Genomic DNA, 21,403 nt, shown 5'->3' on the forward strand with positions numbered 1-21,403 from the left:
ACCGGCGTGGTGGCGCTCCGTGCGCCCGCGGCGGCACCGATCGGGCGGACGAAGCCCTCAGCGCCGATCTGAGGACCTGGGGGGACCGCGGAGCGGCCCACCCCCGTCGCACCTGCGTACGGGGCTCAGAGGCACCATTGCGTGAGCCGATTTCTGAGCCCGACTACGTGTCGCGGGCCGCCTTGCGCTCGGCACGACGGCGCTTCTCCTCGACGTCCATCGCCGCGGCCTCCTCGAGCGTGGGGGCCGATCCGCCGAAGGACTGCGGCAGCCACCAGGAGCCGGGGGGCTGCTCCTCGGCGGGATAGCGCGAGACCGCGTCGTGGTGCAGCTGCTTCATGCGGCGGTGCAGCTCCGCCGTCTCGGCCTCGACGTCCTCGCCGGTGGGGTACATCGGCTCCCCGACGTCGATGATGATGGTCTTGCCCCGCGCCAGGTCGCGGTCGTGGTCCTTGGTGAAGATGCGGTGGGTGCCCCAGATGATGCTGGGCAGGAGCGGGACCCCCGCCTCGGCCGCGATGCGCGTCGCGCCGGTCTTGATGTCCTTGACCTCGAAGCTGCGCGAGATCGTGGCCTCGGGGAAGATCCCGACGATCTCACCACGCCGCAGGTAGTCCACCGCGTCGTCGAAGGACTGCTGACCGTCGGCGCGATCCACCGGGATGTGGTGGAAGGACCGCATCAGCGGCCCGCCGACCGGGTGGTCGAAGATCTCCTTCTTCGCCATGAACCTGATCAGTCGGTTCGAGGGCTGGGCCGCGTAGCCCCCGAAGACGTAATCGATGTAGGAGATGTGGTTGAAGGCCATCAGCGCGCCGCCGGACTCCGGCACGTGCTCGGTCCCGGTCATGTCGAAGCGGAAGTCCATCAGCCGGAAGGCCGTCTTGGCCGAGACGATGATGACCGGGTACGTGATGTCGAGCAACGGGTCTCCTGGGATGGCGCGGCGGGGCTGGCCGTCAGCCTAGGCCAGCGCCGCGTCCGTGGGCCGGCGCTGCGCGGCCCGGGCGACGAGCCCGGCCATCACCGCACCGAGGTCCAGGCCGTCGGCGTCGATCGCGAGCGGCACCGTCGAGGTCTCGGTCAGGCCGGGAGCCACGTTGACCTCGAGGAACCAGACCTCGCCGTCGGCGTCCACGATGAGGTCCGAGCGCGAGAGGTCGCGCAGGCCCAGGGCGGTGTGGGCGGTGACAGCGACCTCCCGGCACCGCTCCGCCACGGATGCGTCCAGCGGTGCGGGGACCCGGAACTCGGTGCTCCCCGCGGTGTAGCGGGCGGTGTAGTCGTAGCTGCCACCGTCGGGGACGATGCCCACGACCGGCAGGGCACGAGGGCCCTGCTCGTCCTCCACGACGGCGACGGCGACCTCGAAGCCCTCCACGAAGCGCTCCAGGAGGGCGGTGTCCCCGTACGCGTACGCCCCGACCATGGCACTCGGGAGGTCCTCGGCGTGACGCACGACGGTGCAGCCGAGGGCGGATCCGCCGCGGACCGGCTTCACCACCAGCGGCAGCCCGAGGTGCTCGACGATGGCACCCATGAGGCGGGGCGCGCCCAGCTCGCGGAAGGTCTGCGCCGGCAGCTGCACCGAGGTGGGAGTGGCGATGCCGGCGTGGGAGACGACGTCCTTCGCCGAGCACTTGTCGAAGGCCCGGCGACAGTCCCGTGGTCGGGAGCCGACGTAGGGGACGGCGAGGAGCTCCAGCACCTCACGGACGGCGCCGTCCTCGCCGGTCTCACCGTGCAGCAGGGGCACCACGCACGACGGCGGGTCGGCCTCGAGGTCGCTGAGCAGCTCGGCGCCGACATCGAGCACGTCGACGGTGAGCCCTGCGTCGCGCAGCGCCTCGGCGACCCGGCGGCCCGACCGCAGCGACACGTCGCGTTCGTGCGAGAGACCACCGGCGAGCACGACGACGCGGCCGTCCCGGCCGCCGGTGCCGTCGAGCTCGGGAACGGTGCTGGTGGGTGAGGTGCTCGCGGGAGTGGTCATCGTGCTCCTCAGCTGAGGTCGGACTGGGGGGACTCGTAGCCGCGGGCACCGAGGGCACGCGAGAGGCCGCCGGGGGCCCCGAACGTCTGGCGCAGCTCCATCTCGGCCTGCAGCACACCGGCGAGGCGGCGTACGCCCTCACGGATGCGCTCCGGTGTCGGGTAGCAGAACGACAGCCTCATGTGGCGCGTCCCGAAGCCGTCGGCGTAGAAGGCGGTGCCCGGCACGTACGCCACCCGGGCCGTCACGGCCCGCGGCAGCATGGCCTTGGCGTCGATGCCCTCGGGCAGCGTGACCCACACGAAGAAGCCGCCGTCGGGCACGTTCCAGGAGCACGAGGCCGGCATCAGGTCCTCCAGCGCCTCGATCATCGCGTCGCGACGCTCGGCGTACATGGTGCGGAACTGCTTGATCTGGCCCCACCAGTCGTGGCTGTCGAGGTACGCCGAGACGGCCATCTGGCTGAACGTGGGCGGACACAGGGTCGCCGACTCCTGGGCCAGCACCAGCTTCTCGCGGACCGCGTGCGGCGCCAGCACCCAGCCGACGCGCAGCCCGGGGGCGAAGGTCTTGGAGAACGAGCCGAGGTACAGCACGCCCTCGGGCTCGTCGGCGCGCAGCGCCCGGTGGATCTGCTCGTCGAATCCGAGCAGCCCGTACGGGTTGTCCTCGAGCACGAGGATGTCGTGCTCGCGGCAGATGCGAAGGATCTCGGGACGCCGTTCCCGACTCATCGTGACACCGGCGGGGTTGTGGAAGTTCGGGATCGTGTAGAGGAACTTGATGCTGCGTCCCGACGCCCGCACCGAGGCGATGGCCTGCCGGAGCGCGTCGGGGACGAGACCGTCGGCGTCCATCTCGATGTGGACGGTGTCGACCTGGTAGGCGCGGAAGACGCCCAGGGCCCCGACGTAGGACGGCGCCTCGCACAGCACCACGTCGCCGGGGTCGCAGAAGATGCGGGTCACGAGGTCCACGGCCTGCTGCGACCCGACGGTGATGACGACGTCGTCGGGATGGGCGTCGATGCCCTCGAGCTGCATCACGTCGCAGATCTGCTCGCGCAGACGCGGGTCGCCCTGGCCGGAGCTGTACTGCATCGCCGTGGCACCGCGCTGGTCGACGAGGTCGCCGATGGCCTCACCCACGACGTCGAGGGGCAGCCCGGAGATGTTCGGCATGCCACCGGCCAGCGACACGACCTCCGGCCTGGACGCGACCGAGAACAGCGCTCGGATCTCCGAGGCCGTCATGCCGTGGGTGCGGGCGGCGTACCGGTCGACGTAGTTGTCGAGCCGGTTCGCCCGGGCGGCGGCAGGGGCAGGTGGCGTGTCCGGCCCGGTCGCCGGCTGCTCGGAGGTCATGACCTGATGCTCTCATCCTGGGGGAGGAGAGCCGGCACGACGCGGGACACGACGCGGGACACGACGAGGCCGGGTCGTCCCTCAGGACGGCCCGGCCTCACGGCTGGTACGACGGCTGGATGTCAGCCCAGGAACTCCTCGAGCTCCTTGAGGATCGCGGACTTCGGCTTCGCGCCGATGATCTCGCGGACGACCTCACCGTTCTGGAAGACCTTGAGCGCCGGGATCCCGGTGATGCGGTAGTTCGCCGGGGTGACCGGGTTCTGGTCGACGTTCAGCTTGACGAACGAGACCTTGTCGCCGTGCTCGGCGGCGATCTCGTCGAGGATCGGGGCGACCTGGCGGCACGGTCCGCACCACTCGGCCCAGAAGTCGACGAGGACGGGCTTGTCGGCGTCGAGGACCTCGGTCTGGAAGCTGTCGTCGGTCACTGCCTGCATGTCGGCCATGGGGTTCTCCTCCTGCTTGGTGGTTCGGGTCGGTGGGGTGCGGCTCAGACGCCGACGGTCGCGAGGTGCTCGAGGTCGGCCAGGTGCCTCTCGGCGTCCAGGGCGGCCGCGCAGCCGGTGCCGGCAGCGGTGATCGCCTGCTGGTAGGTGTGGTCGACGAGGTCGCCGCAGGCGAAGACGCCGTCGAGGTTGGTGCGGGTCGACGGGGGCTGCACGAGCACGTACCCCTCCTCGTCGCGGTGCACCTGGTCTGCGACGAGGTCGGACCGGGGGTCGTGACCGATGGCGACGAAGAGTCCGGTGACGGACAGGTCGCGCTCCTCGCCCGACCGGGTGTCGCGCAGCGTGATGCCGCTGACCTTGTCCTCGCCGTCAATCGCGGCGACCTCGGAGTTCCAGACCATCTCGATCTTGGGGTCGGCGAAGGCCCGCTCGGCCATGATGGCGCTGGCCCGCAGCTCGTCGCGGCGGTGCACGAGGTAGACCTTGCTCGCGAAGCGCGAGAGGAAGGTGGCCTCCTCGACGGCGGAGTCGCCGCCGCCGACCACGGCGATCTCCTGGTCGCGGAAGAAGAAGCCGTCGCAGGTGGCGCACCAGCTGACGCCGTGTCCCGAGAGGCGCTTCTCGTTGTCGACGCCGAGCTCGCGGTACGCCGAGCCCATCGCGAGGATCACGGACTTGGCCTGCACCTCGCCGGAGTCGGTGCGGATCGTCTTCACCGGCCCGTCCAGGTCGACCGAGACGACGTCGTCGGCGACGAGCTCGGCGCCGAAGCGCTCGGCCTGCGCCCGCATCTCCTCCATGAGGGCCGGACCCATGATGCCGTCGCGGAAGCCGGGGAAGTTCTCGACCTCGGTGGTGTTCATCAGCGCACCGCCGGCGGTGACGGCGCCTTCGTAGACCAGCGGCGCGAGGTTGGCGCGTGCGGCGTACACCGCGGCGGTGTACCCGGCCGGGCCGGAACCGATGATCACGACGTTGCGGACGGAGTCAGACATCAGACGAGCACCTTCTCGAGACTGCTGGGGTGGGGCACGGGGTCGTGGCGGGACAACCGATTCTCACCCCTCGGTGTTCCCGGCGCTCCACGGCACCCCGTGCGCGGTGCGTCTCAGTCCAGCGGGCGGCTGAGGATCGCCTCGGGGCGTGAGGTGAGACGCAGCCCGCCGTCCTCGGCGCAGGCGTACGCGACCGCGCGTGCGCTGCCCGCCACGACCAGCACCCGCCGGTCGTCGAGCGTGGCCAGGAAGGAGCGCTGACGCGGACCCGGAGCGACGCCCGCGTCGCACGTGGCGGCCGGGCGGGTCGCGTCGGGGACACCGTCCTGCATCGGCGGCGGGGCCTCGTCAGCGGCAGCAGCAGCCTGGGGGGTCTCGCGAGCTTCGGGGGCCTCGGAGGTCTCCGAAGCCGCGAGACCGCTGAGCGCCCGGGCGGTGGACCGTTGCGCCTGCAGCTCGCGTTGCACCTGGAGCGCGAAGTCCGCGCGGCTGAGCCGGGGCAGGTCCTGACGAGGAGTCGGCTCGAGCGCCCCGGACTGCTGCGCGGACTCGGCGCCACCCGCCGCGTCCGCCGCGGTCGAGGCGGCGGGATCCCCGCCGGAGACTCCGTCGAGGAGCGGGAGCACGAGCCCTCCCGCACCGACGGCGACGGCCACGCCGGCCGCGAGGGCGAGCGCGACGCGGGCGGGTCGGGCCCGTCGCGCCCGCTCCGTCCGGGCGGGGGTGCGGGACCCTTCCGCCTGCAACGACGTCACGGTCTCCTCGAGACGTGCGCCCAGCTCCGGCGGCACCGGACTCTCGACCCGCAGGCTCTGCAGGAGCGCCCGCACCTCGTTTTCGGAAGGCGTCGACCCGTGCGGCGTGGGCTCGTCCTCGTGTTTCACGGGGAACCATCCTCTCCGGGGTCGCGAGTCGACATGTCACTGTGTGGGACGGACGAGACGACGTCATGGTTCCCGTCATCGTGAGCCGGCGGTCGTGGGGCCTCTGCGAGCAGCTGCGCCAGACGCCTCCGACCGCGCGAGCAGCGCGACTTGACCGTCCCGGGGCGACAGCCGAGCACGCTCGCCGCCTCGTTCACCGACCAGCCCTCCATGTCGACCAGGACGAGTGCCGCGCGCTGGTCGGCCGGTATCTCACGCAGCGCGGTGAGCACCTGCGCTCGTCGCTCGTCGGCGAGGACGACGTCGAGGGGGTCGGCGGTCTCCGACCGTTCGCGGTCCCTGGTGGCGTCCCGCATCCCGCCACGGGAGTCGAGCCCGTGCTCGGGGAGCGGTTCGGCAGACCGGACGGCGTTGCGCCGGTGCAGGTCGAGCGTGGCGTTGACGACGATGCGATGGAGCCACGACGTGACGGCGCTGTCCCCCCGGAAGGTCCCCGCACGACGGAAGGCTGCGATCAGGCCCTCCTGGAGCGCGTCGGCGGCGAGGTCGGGGTCACCGGCGGTGCGCAGGGCCACGGCGTAGAGCCGGTCACGGTGGCGGGCGAAGAGCTGCCCGAAGGCCGTGGGGTCCCCGGCGACGTGGGCGGCGAGCAGCGCCCGGTCGTCCCGGTCGTCCAGCTCCGCGGCACCCGTCACAGCGTGACCGTGTCCGGCCGTCGAGGCCGTGTCAAGCACCCGGCTCCCACCTGACCAGGTGGCGTCGGCAAGGGCTCAGCGGCGGACGACGACGTCGGCGACCTGCACCTGGTAGCGGGCGTCGTCCACCTGCGGCAGCGAGGTGAACCACAGGCCGACGTACCTGGTCGTGGTGTCGGGAGCGACCTCGACCGTCGTACGGCCGGCGCCGGCCTGCTGGGCCTGGCCCACCTGGGAGAACCCGGCTCGGCCGTCAGGAACGGCGCCGCGACCCGGGGCGGCGAGCACCTGGAAGTCCGTCGGCTCGCCTCGCAACGTCACCTGCACCGCGGAGACCGGGCGCTGCTGACCGAGGTCCAGGACGAGTCCCACGCCGGACTTGAGTCCACCCAGGTCAGGGCGGTTCTCGTAGCGCAGCGAGGTCCACGCCGTGCCGGTGTCGCCGTCGATCGCGTCGCCGGTCAGCTCGGGGTTCTCGCCGTCGGATCCCTGGGGGTCGAAGTCGATGGCAGCCTGGATCGGCCACGGCTCGCCCGGGGCTCCGTCGTCCTCCCCGGTGGCGGTGGCCGACGTGCCGTCCGAGGCGCCGGCGTCGGACTCCGCGGGGTCGAGACGGTCGAGCGAGGACCGCTGACCGAGGTTGAAGGCCAGGAGGACCGCCACGACCATGACCACGAGCACGGTCAGGCCGATGGCCAGCCTCATCCAGCCTCGCCCGGAGTGCTGCGTGCTGGACTCCGGCGCCTCGCTGTCGATCAGGGGCCACAACGAGCCGCTCGCGCTCGAGGGCTGGGAGTCCTCCATGGATCGCACGGCCGAGCCGTGGTCGTCGTTGCGGGCCGGGTGGTTCCACCGGCTGCCGCCGTCGTCGTCGACGAACAGGGGGCGTACGCCGTCGACCGGGGTGCCGGCCACCTGCGTCGCGGACGACCTGCCCCCGCCCTCGGACTGCGCAGGGCCCGACGCCGCAGGGTCGTCGGACGAGGCACCCGGACCGCGGGGTGTCGGTGCCCCCTCGCTCCACCCGACGGCGGTGTCGTCGTCGAAGAAGACCGGGGCGCCCACGGCGGTGTCGACGTCCTCGGGCGCCCGTGCGGGTGGGTCGGCGTCGTTGTCACGGTCCTGGGCGGGTGTCCACGCGTACGCCCGGCGCTCGACCGGGTCCTGCAGGAGGGTCGGCTCGGACGGGGTCGGGTCGCCGACGTAGTCGGCCAGCCGCGAGGCCACGTCGTGGGCGGTGAGCACGGCGATCTCGGGTCCGGAGAGCACCTGGGAGCAGATGCGGTCCAACGGTCGCGGGACGCCGGCCCGCACCTGCCGCGGCCGCAGCACCCGACCGCTCTCGCCGGGTGCCTCGGGGACGTCGGTGCCCGGCGTTCCCGGCCACCGGCCGGTGAGCGCGGCGTACAGCAGCGAGGCGAGGTTGACCATGTCGGCCTCGTGCTCCTGCAGCTCCTGACCCGTGAGCGGCCAGGTGATGATGCCGGGGTGCAGCGAGGCGTCGACGACGAAGCCGATCAGCTTCACGCCGCCGGCGTCGTTGATGAGGACGTTCTCGGGCACCAGCCGCCCGTGGGCGATGCCCTGCACGTGGCAGGCGGCCAGGCACTCGGCGACCTCCTTCACCAGCCACGCGGCGCGCCGCGGACTGAGCGGGCCGTCGAGCAGCAGGAGGTCCACGGACCGGCCCTGGCCCCACTCGTGCACGACGTAGGCGTACGGCTCGTCCTGCTCGGTCGTGGTCTCGTCCGCGTCGAGGACCCGCAGCAGACGCGTGTCGTGCACCACCGCGGCCAGCCGGGCGGCATCCAGCATGGGCCCGGCACGAGGGTCGTCGCCCGGGACCACGTGCACGGCGACGTCACGGGAGAGCACCGCGTCCTCGGCCCGCCAGAAGCGGGCGCCGTCGTGCTCGCTCAGCAGGTCGGTCAGTCGGTAGCGTCCAGCGATCACGCTGCCGTGTCCCACCGAATCCGGGCTCACGCCACTCCTCTGGCTGCTCGAGGTCCCTGTGCTGTGCTCGGACCGTCGCGGTGCTGGACCGCTGGTCGCATCCTCACGATGGTAGGCGCCGGGGCAGGCGATTGCGCGGTGACGTGGCCCTCGCGGCCCTCAGGCGGCCGCGCGACGGCGACGGCGTACGCGCGAGAGCAGCAGGTCCAGCACCGTGGTGACCTCCTCGACACGCATCAGGCGCGCCAGCAGACCGAAGACGGAGAGCTGGAGCAGACCGAAGGAACCGAGCAGCACCACGGCCCGCAGCTTGGAGTCCCCGTCCCACACCTGGTCCAGACCCAGGGCGACCAGGGCGACGACGGCGGTGGCGATCCCGGCGGCGAGGCCGACACGGACGCCGAACCGGACCAGCCGGGCCGCCTGCAGGCCCCCGATCTCACGGGACAGGACGGCGAAGGACAGCACCGCACCGACCGCGTACGCGAGGCTGTAGGCCACGACCAGCCGGGCCGCGGTCTGCGAGGCCGGCCCGGAGGCCGTGAGCAGCACGGCCGCGCCGACCTGCACCACGGCGATCACGCACTGCACCCAGAACACGCGACGGGTCTGCTCGAGGGCGTAGAAGCCGCGGAGCACGAGGTAGTGCGCGGTGAAGAAGAACATGCCGATCGCGAAGAGCTGCAGGGTCGGGATGCCGGCGCGGTAGTCCTCGGCGGACTGACCCCACCCCCACGCGAGGTTCGCCAGGTGCGGCGCGATCAGCGGCAGCAGGAGCACGAAGGGGACCACGAGGGCGTACGCGGACCGCATCGTGGAGCTCACGCCACGGCCGACCGCCGCCAGGTCGTGGCCTGCGGCCGCGCGGGAGAGGCGCGGCAGCATGGCCGTCGCGAGCGAGACGGTGGCGATGGAGTGCGGCACCATCACGAGCAGGAAGGCGAAGGAGTAGACCGTCGCACCGGTGCCGGTGGACTCGGCGCCCGTCGCCGCCTCCGCGGTGCCGGACGAGGCGAGTCGGATGACCACGGTGTATGCGATCTGGTTGACGATCACGAAGCCGACGGTCCAGCTGCCCAGGCGAAGGGTGTGACCGAGACCCGAGCCGCGCAGGTCGAGACGGAAGCGGAAGCGGTAGCCCGACGCCCGCATGTACGGGGCGAGCACCAGCAGCTGCGCGAGGATCCCCACCGTTGAGCCGATGCCGAGCAGCAGCTCCTGACCGAGGGTGAACGACTCCGTCGCGGGGTCGCCGGCGCCGAAGACCACGAGGTACGCGGCCAGCATGGCCACCGAGATCACGTTGTTCGCGATCGGGGCCCACATCATCGGGCCGAACGTGCCCCGCGCGTTCAGCACCTGGCCGAGCAGCACGAAGACGCCGTAGAAGAACACCTGGGGCAGGCACAGCCTCGCGAGCATCACGGCCGAGTCCCGCGCCCCGGCGAGCGCGGGGTCGCTGAAGTAGTCGCCGTCGAGGATCAGCCGCATCAGCAACGGCGCCCCGACGACCAGCAGCACGGTGACCGCTGCCAGGAAGACGACGGCGGCGCTGATCACACGGGAGGTGTACGCCTCGCCCTCGGCCTCGCCGGCCTTCATCGCCCGCACGAGCTGGGGGACCAGCACGGCGTTGAAGACACCGCCGGCCAGCAGGATGTAGAGCATGTTCGGGATCGTGTTGGCGATCGTGAAGACGTCGGCCTGCACCGTGGTGATGCCCAGGGCCGCGGCCAGCAGGCCGGCCCGGAGGAACCCCGAGATGCGGGAGAAGAACGTGCCGGCCGCCATCACTGCGGAGGAGGAGAGCACCGAGCTCTGCGCCGCCTCACCGGTGGTCTCGTCGGGCACCGGCTCGGCGGTGGCCTGGTCAGCGGCCTCGTCGGAGCCGGGTCTGGTGTCGCTCATGAGGCCCCTCGGTCGGTCGCGGCGAGCAGGGGGCCGTGGGTGGCCCGGCGTACGCGGATGCGCCGCCGCACCCGGAAGAAGACCACGGCGAGCAGCACGAGACCGCCGGCGGCCATGACCCGGTAGATCTGGATGCCGAGCGTGGAGGCCCTCACGTTGACCTCGGCGGGCAGGCCGACGGGCAGGCCGTCGGGGGACGCGGCGCGCAGCTCGACCACGTTGACTCCGACTCGGGCGGCCCGGGCCTGGAGGCGCAGCGTCACCTGCTGCTCCGCGGGGATGGCCAGGGACTGCGGGAGGTCCAGCACGAGCGCGCCGGGCTCGGTGCCCGAGGAGACCGCGGCGTCGATGCCGACCCGCACCGGCTGGTCGAGGCCGTTCACGATCTTGACGGTGATGCTGCCGGAGGAGCTCGACATCGTGACCAGGCTCGGCACCTCCAGCTGGATCCGGCGGAGCAGCTCGAGAGAGGTCACCGCCTGACCTGCGAGGCGCTGCGCTGCGGTGGGCTGCCGGCCGCGGACGTACACGCTGACACCCGTCAGCGCGGCACGCACCAGCTGCGGACCGGCCGCCGGGTTCTCCGCCAGCACCGCGCCCACGGCCTCGGAGAGACGCACCTGGTCCGCGGCCGAGGCCAGCAGCGCCTCGCTCAGCTCACGACGTGCCTGCCGCTCCGGGTAGCGCAGGGACACGACTCTCTCGCCAGGGGAGAGGAGCGCCGACTCCAGCTCGTCCTGGGACAGCTCGGGCGCCTGGTCGGGGTCGGTCGGGTCGGTCGGGGCGACCGGGTCGGTGGGCTCGGTGGGCTCGGTGGAGGGCGGCGTCGTCGGCGACTGCGTGGGCGGTGCGGAGGGCTCGGAGGGTGTCGGTACGGCGGGATCGGGCGTCTCGTCGGTGTCGGGAGCGGTGGTGTCCGCTTCGATCGCGGCACCCGGGAGGGGGGTCTGCGAGATCCACGGCACGTCGAGGCCGTCGAGGAAGTCGGCTGCCGCCCACTGCGGACCCGGATCCCAGCGGGCGGGAGGCATCGCCACCAGTCCCGGGGTGACGCCGTCGGCCGAATCCGCCAGCAGGGTCGCCATGGACTCGGCCAGCACGCGCTGCCGCACGCCGAGGGCCGAGAGGTCGGCCGCCGGGTCCGGTCCGCCACGCTGCACGCCCTGGTTGAAGGCGATGATCCGGTGGCCGGAGTCCGTCCGCAGCGCGGCTCCGGGCACCGGGCGGTCGTCGGCGGGGGCCAGGCCCTCGGCGGCGTCGTCGACTTCATCGGCGTCGTCGGCGGCATCGACAGGTCGTACGGCCCGGTCGTTGAGGAGCACGGGGACGGTGGTGGCGAGCGGGCCGTCCTCGGCGACCAGCCGAGGACGTGCGAACCCGCGGGCGGGGGCCACGACGAGGTCGCCCTGCAGGCCGAGCCGCTCGGCCGAGCTGACGGTCGCCCCCGTGGCCTGGCGCAGCAGTCCGCGCTGACGTTCGCGTGCCAGGGCGCTGACGTCGGGCTCGGCGTAGGGCAGGAGGGACAGGCCGGTGCCCGAGGAGAGCGCGTCCCCGAGAGCCGTCAGCCAGGCGGCTGCGGACGACCCGGGTCGCGCGTACGCCGCGTCGGGATCGAGAGGCCCGGCCGTGCCGGCGTCGGAGCCGTCGCCCTGCCCGTCACCAGACCCGTCGGACCCGCCCTCGGAGCCCGGAGAGCCGGCGTCGTCGGCGGCGGGGGGGTCGTTCGAGCTCGGCCCCTGTCCGTCGCCGTCCGTGCCGTTGTTCGCGCCCCCGGACCCGTCGGGGCCGTCGGAGCCGCTGGGGCCACCGGGGCCGCCGGAGCCACTGCCCCCGGAGGTGTCCGACCCCGAGGGCTGCACCGTGCCCGGTTGCGACAGCGCCGCGACGGCCTCGCGCGCGGTGAGCGGGAAACCCGGGTCGCCCTGGGCCAACGAGACCGCGGCGTCGACGACAGCGGGGTCGAGGAGCCACGAGGGCTCCAGACCCGTCGAGGACCCCAGGGCCACCAGACGCCCCAGTCGACCGTCCTCGCCGAGCGCGTCCTCCCAGGCGTCGGGGGAGGTGAGGTGACCGTCCGCGTCGCGCCGGACGGCCCTGCGCAGCGGGAGCACCATCGTCAGGTCGACCTGCGGCGGGTCGCTGCGCGGACCGCGCGGGTCGGCGTCGACGTCGTCGCCGAGCAGCGTCACGAAGGTGCGCGCGCGGCCGTCCGCCACGGTGTCGCGTACCCCGTCCACGCTGCCCAGGGCCTGCGCCCCGAGCCAGTAGACGCCGCTCTCGACCAGTCCGACGTCGTCGGGGCCGATGGAGAGCGTGAACAACGCCTGCTGGCCGGGGTCGAGATCCCCGATGTCCGCGAAGTTGTCGGGATCGAGGTTGCGATCACCGATCACGAAGTTGCGGGGCAGGGCGGAGGCGTCGCGGAGCTCGGCCGACGTCGTCATCGGCGTGGTCCCGAGCACCGGGTAGACCTTCACGTCCTCGGAGAGCACCGGTCCGCGGTTCTCGATCGAGCCCTGCACCGTGACCTGTTCCTCGGTGCCGGGCGCGGGCAGCGTGGAGGGGGTGATCGACGTCAGGGTGACGCGCAGCGGCAGCTCGTCCTCCTCGGGGGCGACCGGCTCGGACTCGGGCTGCCCGGGATCGAGGCTGGGGTCTGCGCTGGGGTCTGCGCTGGGGTCTGCGGTGGGGTCCGACAGGGTCCCGAGGGGAGCGGTGACGGAGGCGTCGGCGTACGACGGGGTGCTCAGCACCGGCAGCAGCGCGAGGAGGAGGCCGAGCAGGAGCAGGACGACGGCGTACGGCTGAGTGCGGGACCCGGGCCGCATCGGGGGGTCCGGGGTCCACGCGGCAGCTGGCGTGGGCGAGGGACTCACCCCCCGATGCTAGTGGCGTGGACCAGGAGGACGGTGGATCCTCGTGCCGGGCCCGGCCGGCGGGCACCTAGAGTGGACCGCCGTGCCCGACGCCGTCCCCGACCCCGCAGCCCCGGCCACCCGCGCCGCCACCGGCGTGGTGGCGGACGGGACGCCGCCGCGCGCCCAGCCACTGCGGATGGCCGAGGTGCAGGCTGCGGTCACCCGGGAGCTCGACCGGCTCGAGCCCGTGCTCGGACCGCTGGGGGAGCGCTTCGCCGCCGCGGGCCACCAGCTGGCCCTGGTCGGTGGCCCGGTGCGCGACGCGATGCTCGGTCGCCCGTTGGTCGACCTCGACCTGACGACGTCCGCCCGACCCGAGGAGACCGAGCGGCTCCTGAAGGGCTGGGCCGAGGGGACCTGGGACGTCGGTCGCGCCTTCGGCACCATCGGAGGGCGCAAGGGCGCCTGGACCGTCGAGATCACGACCTGGCGGGCGGACGCGTACGAGCGCTCCTCCCGCAAGCCCGCGGTCGCGTACGGCGACTCGCTCGTGGGAGACCTGGTGCGCCGCGACTTCACCGTCAACGCCATGGCGATCTCGCTGCCCGGTCGCACCTTCGAGGACCCGCACGGGGGTCTGCTGGACCTGGCCGAACGTCGGCTGCGGACGCCGAGCACGCCCGAGGTCTCCTTCTCCGACGACCCGCTGCGCATGATGCGGGCGGCCCGGTTCGCCGCCCAGCTGGGCTTCGGGGTGGCCCCCGAGGTGGTCGCCGCGATGACCGCGATGGCCGACCGCATCGAGATCATCTCCCCCGAGCGGGTGCGCGACGAGCTCAGCAAGCTGCTGCTGGCACCCCACCCTCGCGACGGCCTGCGCCTGCTCGTCGACACCGGCATCGCGGCGCGGGTGCTGCCCGAGCTCCCCGCGCTGGCCCTGGAGCGCGACGAGCACCACCGGCACAAGGACGTCTACGAGCACAGCCTGACGGTGCTCGAGCAGGCGATCGACCTGGAGCCGCGCCTGCCCGGCGGGGGCCCGGACCTGGTGAACCGTCTGGCCGCGCTGCTCCACGACATCGGCAAGCCGCGCACCCGACGCTTCCTCGACGACGGGTCGGTCACCTTCCACCACCACGACGTCGTCGGCGCGAAGATGGCGCGCAAGCGCTTGAAGGCGCTGCGGTACCCCGGCGACGTCGTGGAAGCCGTGAGCAGGCTGGTCGAGCTGCACCTGCGCTTCCACGGCTACGGCTCCGGGGAGTGGACCGACTCCGCCGTACGCCGCTACGTGCGCGACGCCGGCGAGGAGCTGCAGCACCTGCACGTGCTCACCCGTGCCGACTGCACCACGCGCAACAGACGCAAGGCCGACCGGCTGCGGCGCACCTACGACGACCTCGAGGCCCGCATCGAGAAGCTCGGGGAGGCCGAAGAGCTCGCGGCGATGCGTCCCGACCTCGACGGCAACCAGATCATGGAGATCCTCGGGGTGCCGCCAGGCCGGCAGGTCGGACAGGCGTACAAGCACCTGCTGGAGCTGCGCATGGACCGTGGCCCCCTCGGCGAGGAAGCCGCCCGCGAGGAATTGCTCGCGTGGTGGGCACAGCAGTCCTGACCCTCCCCTGACCCCTCCTGACCTGCGCTGTCACCAGCGCTTCCGACAGGTCGGACGTGTCTGGACAGGTGGTCCGCGCGCCGGGCATCGGCAAGGGTGCTGTCATGGCCGAGCATCAGCAGCAGGGTGTCGTCTTCCCGACCGGGGCGGACGGGAACCGCAGCACCACCGAGACCGGGCGTGCCGTCGTGGCGATGGCGTTGGCGTCGGTGGACGACACCGGGGCCCGCAGCGCGTTCTCGGAGAGCGCGTGGCGCACCGGGTACCCCGAGCACTTCCGTCGGCTCGTCGAAGCAGGTCTCGGTGACGCCGACCGAGCACGACGGATCGCCGCGCAGGGCATCGGTGCGGTGCACGAGCGGATGTGCGTGGACCTGAACGGTGAGGAGAGCCCGCTCGCGGACTGGGAGGCCTCGGGGCCGCCGCTGCTGACCCGCGAGATCAACGGGTCCGCCGAACCGTCGAGCGAGGTCTCGCTGCCCTACAAGGGGGACCGCCTGCGTGGCGACGAGCTGCTGCGGCAGGTCGACACCTGGGTCGCCGACGGGGTGGTGGAGCCCTCGCTGGCAGAGGCCGTGCGCGCCGTGGTGGACAACCCCGGGTGGCTGCGCTGCGAGGGGCGCACGGTCGCGGCCCTCGGCGCGAGCTCGGAGATGGGTCCCGTCGCCACCCTGCTGCGCTGGGGCGCTCGGGTCGCCGCCGTCGAGCTGCCGCGCCGTGACCTCTGGTCACGCCTCGTCGAGACCGCCGGGTCGAGTGCAGGGACCCTGCTGGCGCCGGACGACCCCGACGACGACGACCTCGGCGTCGACCTGTTGACCGACGTGCCGCGCATCACCGACTGGCTCACCGGCAGCGCGGCCCGCGACGGGAGCCTCGTCGTCGGCAACTACGTGTACGCCGACGGGGCGCTGAACGTCCGCGTCGCCACTGCCGTCGACGAGGTCAGTCGGCGCGCCCTCGCGCGTGACGACCGCACGGCCCTGGCGTTCCTGGCCACCCCGACGGACGTCTTCGCCGTGCCGGGCGACGCCGTGGACCAGGCGACGGCGCGGTACGAGGAGCGTTCCGGCCTGTCGAAGAACCTCGGCCGCGCGCTGCGCACGGTCAGTGCGGGTCGCCTGCTGCAGCGGCAGTACCGACCGGGCCTGGACCCGGCCGTGCACGATGCGATCGTGCCGCAGCAGGGACCGAACTACGCCCTGGCCAAGCGGTTGCAGCGGTGGCGGGCCACCGACGCCCGGGCCGCCGGTGCAACGGTCTCGATGAACATCGCCCCGCCCACCCGCACCCGGTCGGTGATCAAGAACCGTGCCCTCGCGGCGGCGTACGCAGGCGCCCACCGCTTCGACGTGCAGATCTTCGACCCGGCGACCTCGGCGGTGCTGTGCGCGATCCTGCTCGTGCACGACCTGCACACCGACGGCGGACCGCGGCACGACGAGCCCTGGCAGGACGAGGCGTACGCCGCCGCCCACGGCGGTCTCTGGCGGGCGCCGTTCGCGCCGCGCAGCGCGCTCGGGCTGTCGGCGCTGCTGGGGATCGGGGCCACGACGGGGTGAGATCCGTCGCGGCCGCATGACCCGGTGCTCCGGTCTGGACTAGCGTTCCTGCGACCTCAGCACGGCACCGATCGATCGACCCACCGACCACAGGAGATCCGCATGGCCACGTACGTCACCGAGGGCATCGAGAAGAACATCGAGCGCTCGACGACCGTCGACGCCCCGGTCGAGACCGTCTGGGCCCTCGTCTCCGACCTCACCAACATGGGCCGGTGGAGCCCGCAGTGCCGCTGGACCCACGTCTTCGGCGGCGAGACCAAGCAGGGCGCGACGGCGCTGAACATCAACCACCGCGGCTGGCTGCACTGGCCGACGCAGAGCAAGGTCGTGCGCTACGACGAGAACTCCGAGATCGCCTTCAGGATCAAGGAGAACCAGACGACCTGGTACTACCGGCTCACGCCGGCTGGTCCCGACGGCACCGCGACGACGCTCACCGCCGGTCGTGAGGCCGAGAAGGGCACCCTGAAGCTCTCCTCCGTGCTCGTCGACAAGGTCCTCGGCGGCCAGGAGGACTTCACCGCCGAGCTCAAGCAGGGCCTGGAGCAGACGCTGGCGAGGATCAAGGCCGAGGCCGAGCAGCAGGCCTGAGCAGCGACCTCGCGCGCCTGGATAGGTTCGCCGGCATGGCGACCCCCGTGCTGCTCGAGCTCGACCTCACCCGCGGCCTGCTGGAGGCCGTGCCCGAGGAGCCGCTCGCGGCGTTCCGGGCCCGCGACATCCCCGTGCTGCCGACGACGATCCGGCGGCTGCGCGAGGCCGCGGCCTCACCGTCGGTCGGCGGCCTGGTGCTGGTGGTGGGTGCGGAGGGTCCCGGTCTGGCCCAGGCCGAGGAGCTGGGGGCCGCGCTGTGCGCGTTCCGGGCCGCCGGCAAGAAGGTCGTGGCCTGGTCGGAGTCCTACGGCGAGCAGGGCGACGGCACGGCGCCCTACCTGCTGGCCAGCCACGCCGACGAGGTGTACCTGCAGCCGTCGGGCGGTCTGGGGCTCGTCGGGGTGGCACTGGCGAGCCAGTTCGTCAAGGAGGGCCTCGACAGGCTCGGTGTGGTCCCGCAGGTCAGCGCGCGCAAGGAGTACAAGTCGGCGCCGGACACCTTCCAGCGCACCTCCATGAGCGACGCCCAGCGCGAGTCCTACCAGCGCCTCGCCGACTCACTGGTGGAGCAGGCCGTCAGCACGATCGCCGACAACCGCGACATCGGGGAGTCCTCCGTGCGCGAGTCCGTCGCGGCGGCGCCGTTGACCGCGGCGCAGGCGAAGGAGCACCGGCTGGTCGACCACCTCGGCTACCGCGACGAGGCGTACGCCGCCGCGCGGCGCGCGCTGACCGGCTCCGAGGACGGGTCGGTCACCCTGCGCTACCTGCACCGGTGGAGCCCGGCCCCGGCCGAGCGCGTGGCGCGCGCCACCGGTCGGGAGCTGCCGAGGGCACTCGCGAAGGAGGGACGCCGCCTGGTGGCCCGGGTACGTCGCGCGCACCGGCCCGGCACGGTCGCGGTCGTCGGCGTGGAGGGTGCCATCGTCAGTGGGCGCGGCGGGGGTGGCCCGATGTCGGGCCCCCGTGCGGGCGCCGACCGGGTGTGCGCCGCGCTGCGGCGGGCCGGCCGCGACGACGACGTCGCGGCGGTCGTGGTGCGGGTCAGCAGCCCGGGCGGGTCGTACACGGCCTCCGACGCCATCCACCGGGAGATCTGTCGTCTTGTCGACAAAGAGATCCCGGTGGTCGCCTCGATGGGGCAGGTCGCCGCGTCCGGGGGCTACTTCGTCGCCATGGCGGCCGACACCGTCTTCGCCTCGCCGACGACGCTGACGGGCTCGATCGGCGTCTTCGCAGGCAAGGTGGTCGTGGCCGACGCGCTGGCGAAGGTCGGCATCCGCACCGAGGCGGTGCAGCAGGGCGAGCAGGCGCAGATGTGGTCGGCGCAGCAGACCTTCGACGAGGCCCAGCTGGCGCGCCTCGACGCCTGGCTCGACGAGGTCTACGCCGACTTCGTCGGCAAGGCGGCGCAGGGCCGCGGCATGGCGTACGACGACCTCGAGGCCCTCGCCAGGGGGCGGGTGTGGACCGGAGCGGACGCCCACGAGCGGGGGCTCGTCGACGAGCTCGGCGGTCTCGATGCCGCGATCGCAGCCGCGGCGAAGGCCGCCGGCCGTGAGCGCGGCGACCTCGACGTCGTCCGCTACCCCGACGTGCCCGCACTGGCGCGGCTGCTCCCGGCGCCGAACTCCGAGGCGCCGAACGCCTCGCTCGGCCTGGCTCCTACCGGTCTGCCGGGGCTGGGCGCCGGACTGGCGGCGCTCGCTGCCGGGGCCCCCGAGAGCCGTCTGGTGGAGCTGGCCGCACGGGTCGCGCGCACCGCGGGGCTCGATCTGGAGACCGCGCTCGGCACCCACGGGGTGCTGCACGCGCCGCTGCCGTCCTTCGTCCGCTGAGCGGTCTACGCTCGGCCCATGCGCAGCCCGCTCTTCGACCCGGCCAACCTCGAGAACGAGCAGGGGGAGCGGTTCGCGCTGCAGAACCCCCAGATGCTCCGCGTCGCCCTCGGCGAGGACGTGCTGGCGATCAAGGGCGCGATGGTCGCCTACCAGGGCCAGGTCGAGTTCGACCACGAGAAGGCCGGCATGGGTCGCCTGCTCAAGAAGATGTTCACCGCCGAGGACATCCCGCTGATGCGGGTCTCGGGTCGCGGTGAGGTCTTCTTCGCCTCCGAGGCGGGATTCGTCTACACGGTCACGCTCGAGGGAGACGGCATCAGCGTGAACGGGCGCAACCTGCTGGCTTTCGACGCGGCGCTGACCTGGGACATCAAGCGTACGAAGGGCGCCGGCATGATGGCCGGGGGCCTGTTCAACACCGTCATCGAGGGCAACGGCACCGTGGCGATGCACTCGGTCGGCTCGCCGGTGGTGCTGGACTGCAGCCAGCAGCCGACCTACGTCGACGTCCAGGCCGCGGTCGCCTGGTCCTCCCACCTGCAGCCGCAGCTGGTGAACTCGATGAAGTTCTCCTCGCTGCTGCGCGGCGGGTCCGGGGAGGCGTTCCAGTACCTCTTCCACGGCCCCGGCTTCGTCGTCGTGCAGCCCTCGGAGTGGGCCCCGGTGGCCCAGGGGCAGAACTCCGGCGGTGGCGGCGGCCTGCTGGGCAACCTCAGCAGCTGAGGTGGCGCTGCCGCGTACGGCCGCCGTGGTGGCGGTGACAGCGCTGACGACCGGGCTCCTCGCGGCCTGCACCGGCCCCGACGAGAGCGAGCAGAGCGCCCAGGCGTACGCGACCGCGCTGGTGGCCGGTCTGTCCGGCGGTGACCTGCGTGGCGTCGCGGTCAGCGGCACCGACGAGGCGACCGCCGACCTGCAGGCGACCCTGGGTGATCTCGCCGACCGGGTCGGCGCCGACGTCGACGTCGCCGGTGGCCAGGTGAGCGTGGAGGAGTCGCGTGCGGTGCTCCCGTTGACCTGGACGTGGGACCTGGCCGGGGAGACCTGGCGCTACCGCACCCGAGCGGTGCTGACCCCTCTCACCGAGGACGGGGAGACATCGACTGATGTTCAGGGCAGACCCCGGTGGACCGCGACCTGGACCCCGTCGTGGGTGCACCCCGCGCTCGAGGCGGGCGACTCCCTCGACGTCGCGACCCAGCCGGCCGCACGAGGCCGGATCCTCGGTGCGGACCGCCCGATCGTCGTCGACCGCGACGTGGTGCGTCTCGGCATCGACAAGACCAGGCTCGACGGCGCCGACGCCACCAGGTCGGCGCGCCGCCTCGCCCGGGCGGTCGACGTGACTGTCGGGTCCTACGTCGAGCAGGTCGAGGCCTCCGGCGACGCGGCGTTCGTCCCGGCGCTGACGGTGCGTACGCAGGGCGCCCGTGACCTGATCGACCGCGTGGAGGCGATCCCCGGCGGGCTCGCCTTCGCGACCACCGAGCCCCTCGCCCCCACCAGTGACTTCGCGGCCCCGCTGATCGGGCGGGTCGGGCCCGTGACGGCGGAGATCCTCGCCGAGTCCGAGGAGTCCGGTGGGGATCTCGCCGCCGGCGACACGGTGGGGCTGTCAGGCTTCCAGGCCCGTTACGACGAGCAGCTCCGCGGCACCGACGGGCTGGTCGTGCGCCGCGAGTCCTCATCGGGCGAGGTCGAGGCGTTGTTCGACGTGCCGGCCCAGGACGGGCGGCCGCTGCGGCTGACCCTCGACGTACGCCTCCAGCAGCAGGCGCAGCGAATCCTCGACCAGGTTCCCGACGCGGCGGGCGCCACCGCACTCGTCGCGCTGCGTCCCTCCGACGGCGCCGTGCTGGCCGTGGCCTCGGGACAGGGGGCCGAGGGTCTCTCCACGGCCACCTTCGGCGCGGAGCCGCCGGGCTCGACGTTCAAGATCGTCTCCGCGCTCGCGCTGCTTCGCGCCGGGCTCACCCCGGACAGCCCGTTGCGCTGCGAGGAGACGACCGTCGTCGACGGGCGTACCTTCTCCAACTACGACGGCTATCCCACCTCGGCGCTGGGCCGCATCGACCTGCGCACCGCCCTGGCGCAGAGCTGCAACACCGCGTTCATCGGCGCCGCCGACGAGATCGAGCCCGCCGTGCTCGCCGATGCGGCCGCTGCGCTGGGCTTCGGGGTCGACCACGACATGGGCTACCCCGTCTTCTTCGGCTCGATCCCCCCGCCCGAGACCCAGACCGAGGCGGCGGCGGACCTCATCGGTCAGGGGCGCCTCACCGCGTCGCCGGTGGCGATGGCCGTGGTCGCCGCCTCGGTGCAGGCGGGAGGCGTCGTGCTCCCGCGACTGGTGGAGGGCGTCGAGGTCACGCCGAGCGAGCCGACGGCGCCGCTGACGCCTGCCGAGCAGCGGCAGCTGCGCTCGATGCTGGCCAGTGTGGTGGCGGACGGGTCCGGACAGGTGCTGCAGGGCGTCGGAGCGTCCGGGGCCAAGACCGGCACCGCGGAGTTCGGCGAACCCGGCCCCGACGGCTCCCTGCCCACCCACGCGTGGATGGTGGCGACACGCGGCGACCTGTCCGTCGCGGCGTACGTCGAGAGCGGCGACTCCGGGTCCGGCACCGCCGGGCCGTTGCTGCAGCAGCTGCTGCAGGCAGCGGGCTGATCCCCGGCCCGGCTGGGC

The 21,403-nt window shown here is 73.0% G+C and carries 16 protein-coding genes; 6 read left to right on the forward strand and 10 right to left on the reverse strand.

The window, feature by feature from the left end; translation table 11 throughout:
- Positions 1 to 163 precede the first annotated feature (163 nt).
- The 10 genes from KLP28_06800 to KLP28_06845 all read right to left on the reverse strand — a co-directional run bounded on the left by KLP28_06800 (position 164) and on the right by KLP28_06845 (position 13,120).
- Positions 164 to 925, reverse strand: a complete 762-nt coding sequence (locus KLP28_06800; protein QWC86385.1) for a 1-acyl-sn-glycerol-3-phosphate acyltransferase — start codon at positions 923 to 925, stop codon at positions 164 to 166.
- 39 nt (positions 926 to 964) lie between these two features.
- Positions 965 to 1,993 carry a D-alanine--D-alanine ligase gene (locus KLP28_06805; protein QWC86386.1) on the reverse strand — a complete coding sequence of 343 codons (1,029 nt, stop codon included), beginning with the start codon at positions 1,991 to 1,993 and terminating at the stop codon, positions 965 to 967.
- A gap of 8 nt (positions 1,994 to 2,001) precedes the next feature.
- Positions 2,002 to 3,357, reverse strand: a complete 1,356-nt coding sequence (locus KLP28_06810; protein QWC86387.1) for a PLP-dependent aminotransferase family protein — start codon at positions 3,355 to 3,357, stop codon at positions 2,002 to 2,004.
- A 122-nt stretch (positions 3,358 to 3,479) separates the two neighbouring features.
- On the reverse strand, positions 3,480 to 3,806 hold the full coding sequence (trxA, locus tag KLP28_06815) for a thioredoxin (protein QWC86388.1): 327 nt from the start codon (positions 3,804 to 3,806) through the stop codon (positions 3,480 to 3,482).
- 44 nt (positions 3,807 to 3,850) lie between these two features.
- Entirely contained in the window at positions 3,851 to 4,804 is a 954-nt protein-coding gene (gene trxB, locus KLP28_06820) for a thioredoxin-disulfide reductase (protein ID QWC86389.1), read from the reverse strand.
- Between the two features lie 113 nt (positions 4,805 to 4,917).
- Positions 4,918 to 5,688, reverse strand: a complete 771-nt coding sequence (locus tag KLP28_06825; protein ID QWC86390.1) for a hypothetical protein — start codon at positions 5,686 to 5,688, stop codon at positions 4,918 to 4,920.
- The gene (sigM, locus tag KLP28_06830) at positions 5,685 to 6,383 is read right to left on the reverse strand and encodes an RNA polymerase sigma factor SigM (protein ID QWC86391.1); all 699 of its coding nucleotides are present in this window, start codon (positions 6,381 to 6,383) and stop codon (positions 5,685 to 5,687) included. Before sigM ends, KLP28_06825 begins: the two co-directional genes overlap by 4 nt.
- A gap of 75 nt (positions 6,384 to 6,458) precedes the next feature.
- The gene (locus tag KLP28_06835; GenBank protein ID QWC86392.1) at positions 6,459 to 8,336 is read right to left on the reverse strand and encodes a hypothetical protein; all 1,878 of its coding nucleotides are present in this window, start codon (positions 8,334 to 8,336) and stop codon (positions 6,459 to 6,461) included.
- A 159-nt stretch (positions 8,337 to 8,495) separates the two neighbouring features.
- Positions 8,496 to 10,244, reverse strand: a complete 1,749-nt coding sequence (gene murJ / locus KLP28_06840) for a murein biosynthesis integral membrane protein MurJ (protein ID QWC86393.1) — start codon at positions 10,242 to 10,244, stop codon at positions 8,496 to 8,498.
- Complete coding sequence (locus tag KLP28_06845) at positions 10,241 to 13,120, reverse strand: hypothetical protein (protein ID QWC86394.1); 2,880 nt, start codon at positions 13,118 to 13,120, stop codon at positions 10,241 to 10,243. Before KLP28_06845 ends, murJ begins: the two co-directional genes overlap by 4 nt.
- Before the next feature lie 178 nt (positions 13,121 to 13,298).
- On the opposite strand from KLP28_06845, the gene KLP28_06850 reads away from it, so the two are divergent.
- The 6 genes from KLP28_06850 (at position 13,299) to KLP28_06875 (ending at position 21,385) form a co-directional block, all read left to right on the forward strand.
- Complete coding sequence (locus KLP28_06850; protein QWC86859.1) at positions 13,299 to 14,720, forward strand: CCA tRNA nucleotidyltransferase; 1,422 nt, start codon at positions 13,299 to 13,301, stop codon at positions 14,718 to 14,720.
- A 104-nt stretch (positions 14,721 to 14,824) separates the two neighbouring features.
- Complete coding sequence (locus tag KLP28_06855; GenBank protein QWC86395.1) at positions 14,825 to 16,282, forward strand: hypothetical protein; 1,458 nt, start codon at positions 14,825 to 14,827, stop codon at positions 16,280 to 16,282.
- Between the two features lie 102 nt (positions 16,283 to 16,384).
- Entirely contained in the window at positions 16,385 to 16,876 is a 492-nt protein-coding gene (locus KLP28_06860) for an SRPBCC family protein (protein ID QWC86396.1), read from the forward strand.
- Positions 16,877 to 16,911: 35 nt separating this feature from the next.
- Positions 16,912 to 18,717, forward strand: a complete 1,806-nt coding sequence (gene sppA, locus KLP28_06865; GenBank protein ID QWC86397.1) for a signal peptide peptidase SppA — start codon at positions 16,912 to 16,914, stop codon at positions 18,715 to 18,717.
- An 18-nt stretch (positions 18,718 to 18,735) separates the two neighbouring features.
- Positions 18,736 to 19,443, forward strand: a complete 708-nt coding sequence (locus KLP28_06870) for an AIM24 family protein (protein ID QWC86398.1) — start codon at positions 18,736 to 18,738, stop codon at positions 19,441 to 19,443.
- A 1-nt stretch (position 19,444) separates the two neighbouring features.
- The gene (locus KLP28_06875; protein QWC86399.1) at positions 19,445 to 21,385 is read left to right on the forward strand and encodes a penicillin-binding protein; all 1,941 of its coding nucleotides are present in this window, start codon (positions 19,445 to 19,447) and stop codon (positions 21,383 to 21,385) included.
- Positions 21,386 to 21,403: the final 18 nt, after the last annotated feature.

It is taken from the genome of Nocardioidaceae bacterium (assembly GCA_018672315.1).
Classification (GTDB): domain Bacteria; phylum Actinomycetota; class Actinomycetes; order Propionibacteriales; family Nocardioidaceae; genus TYQ2.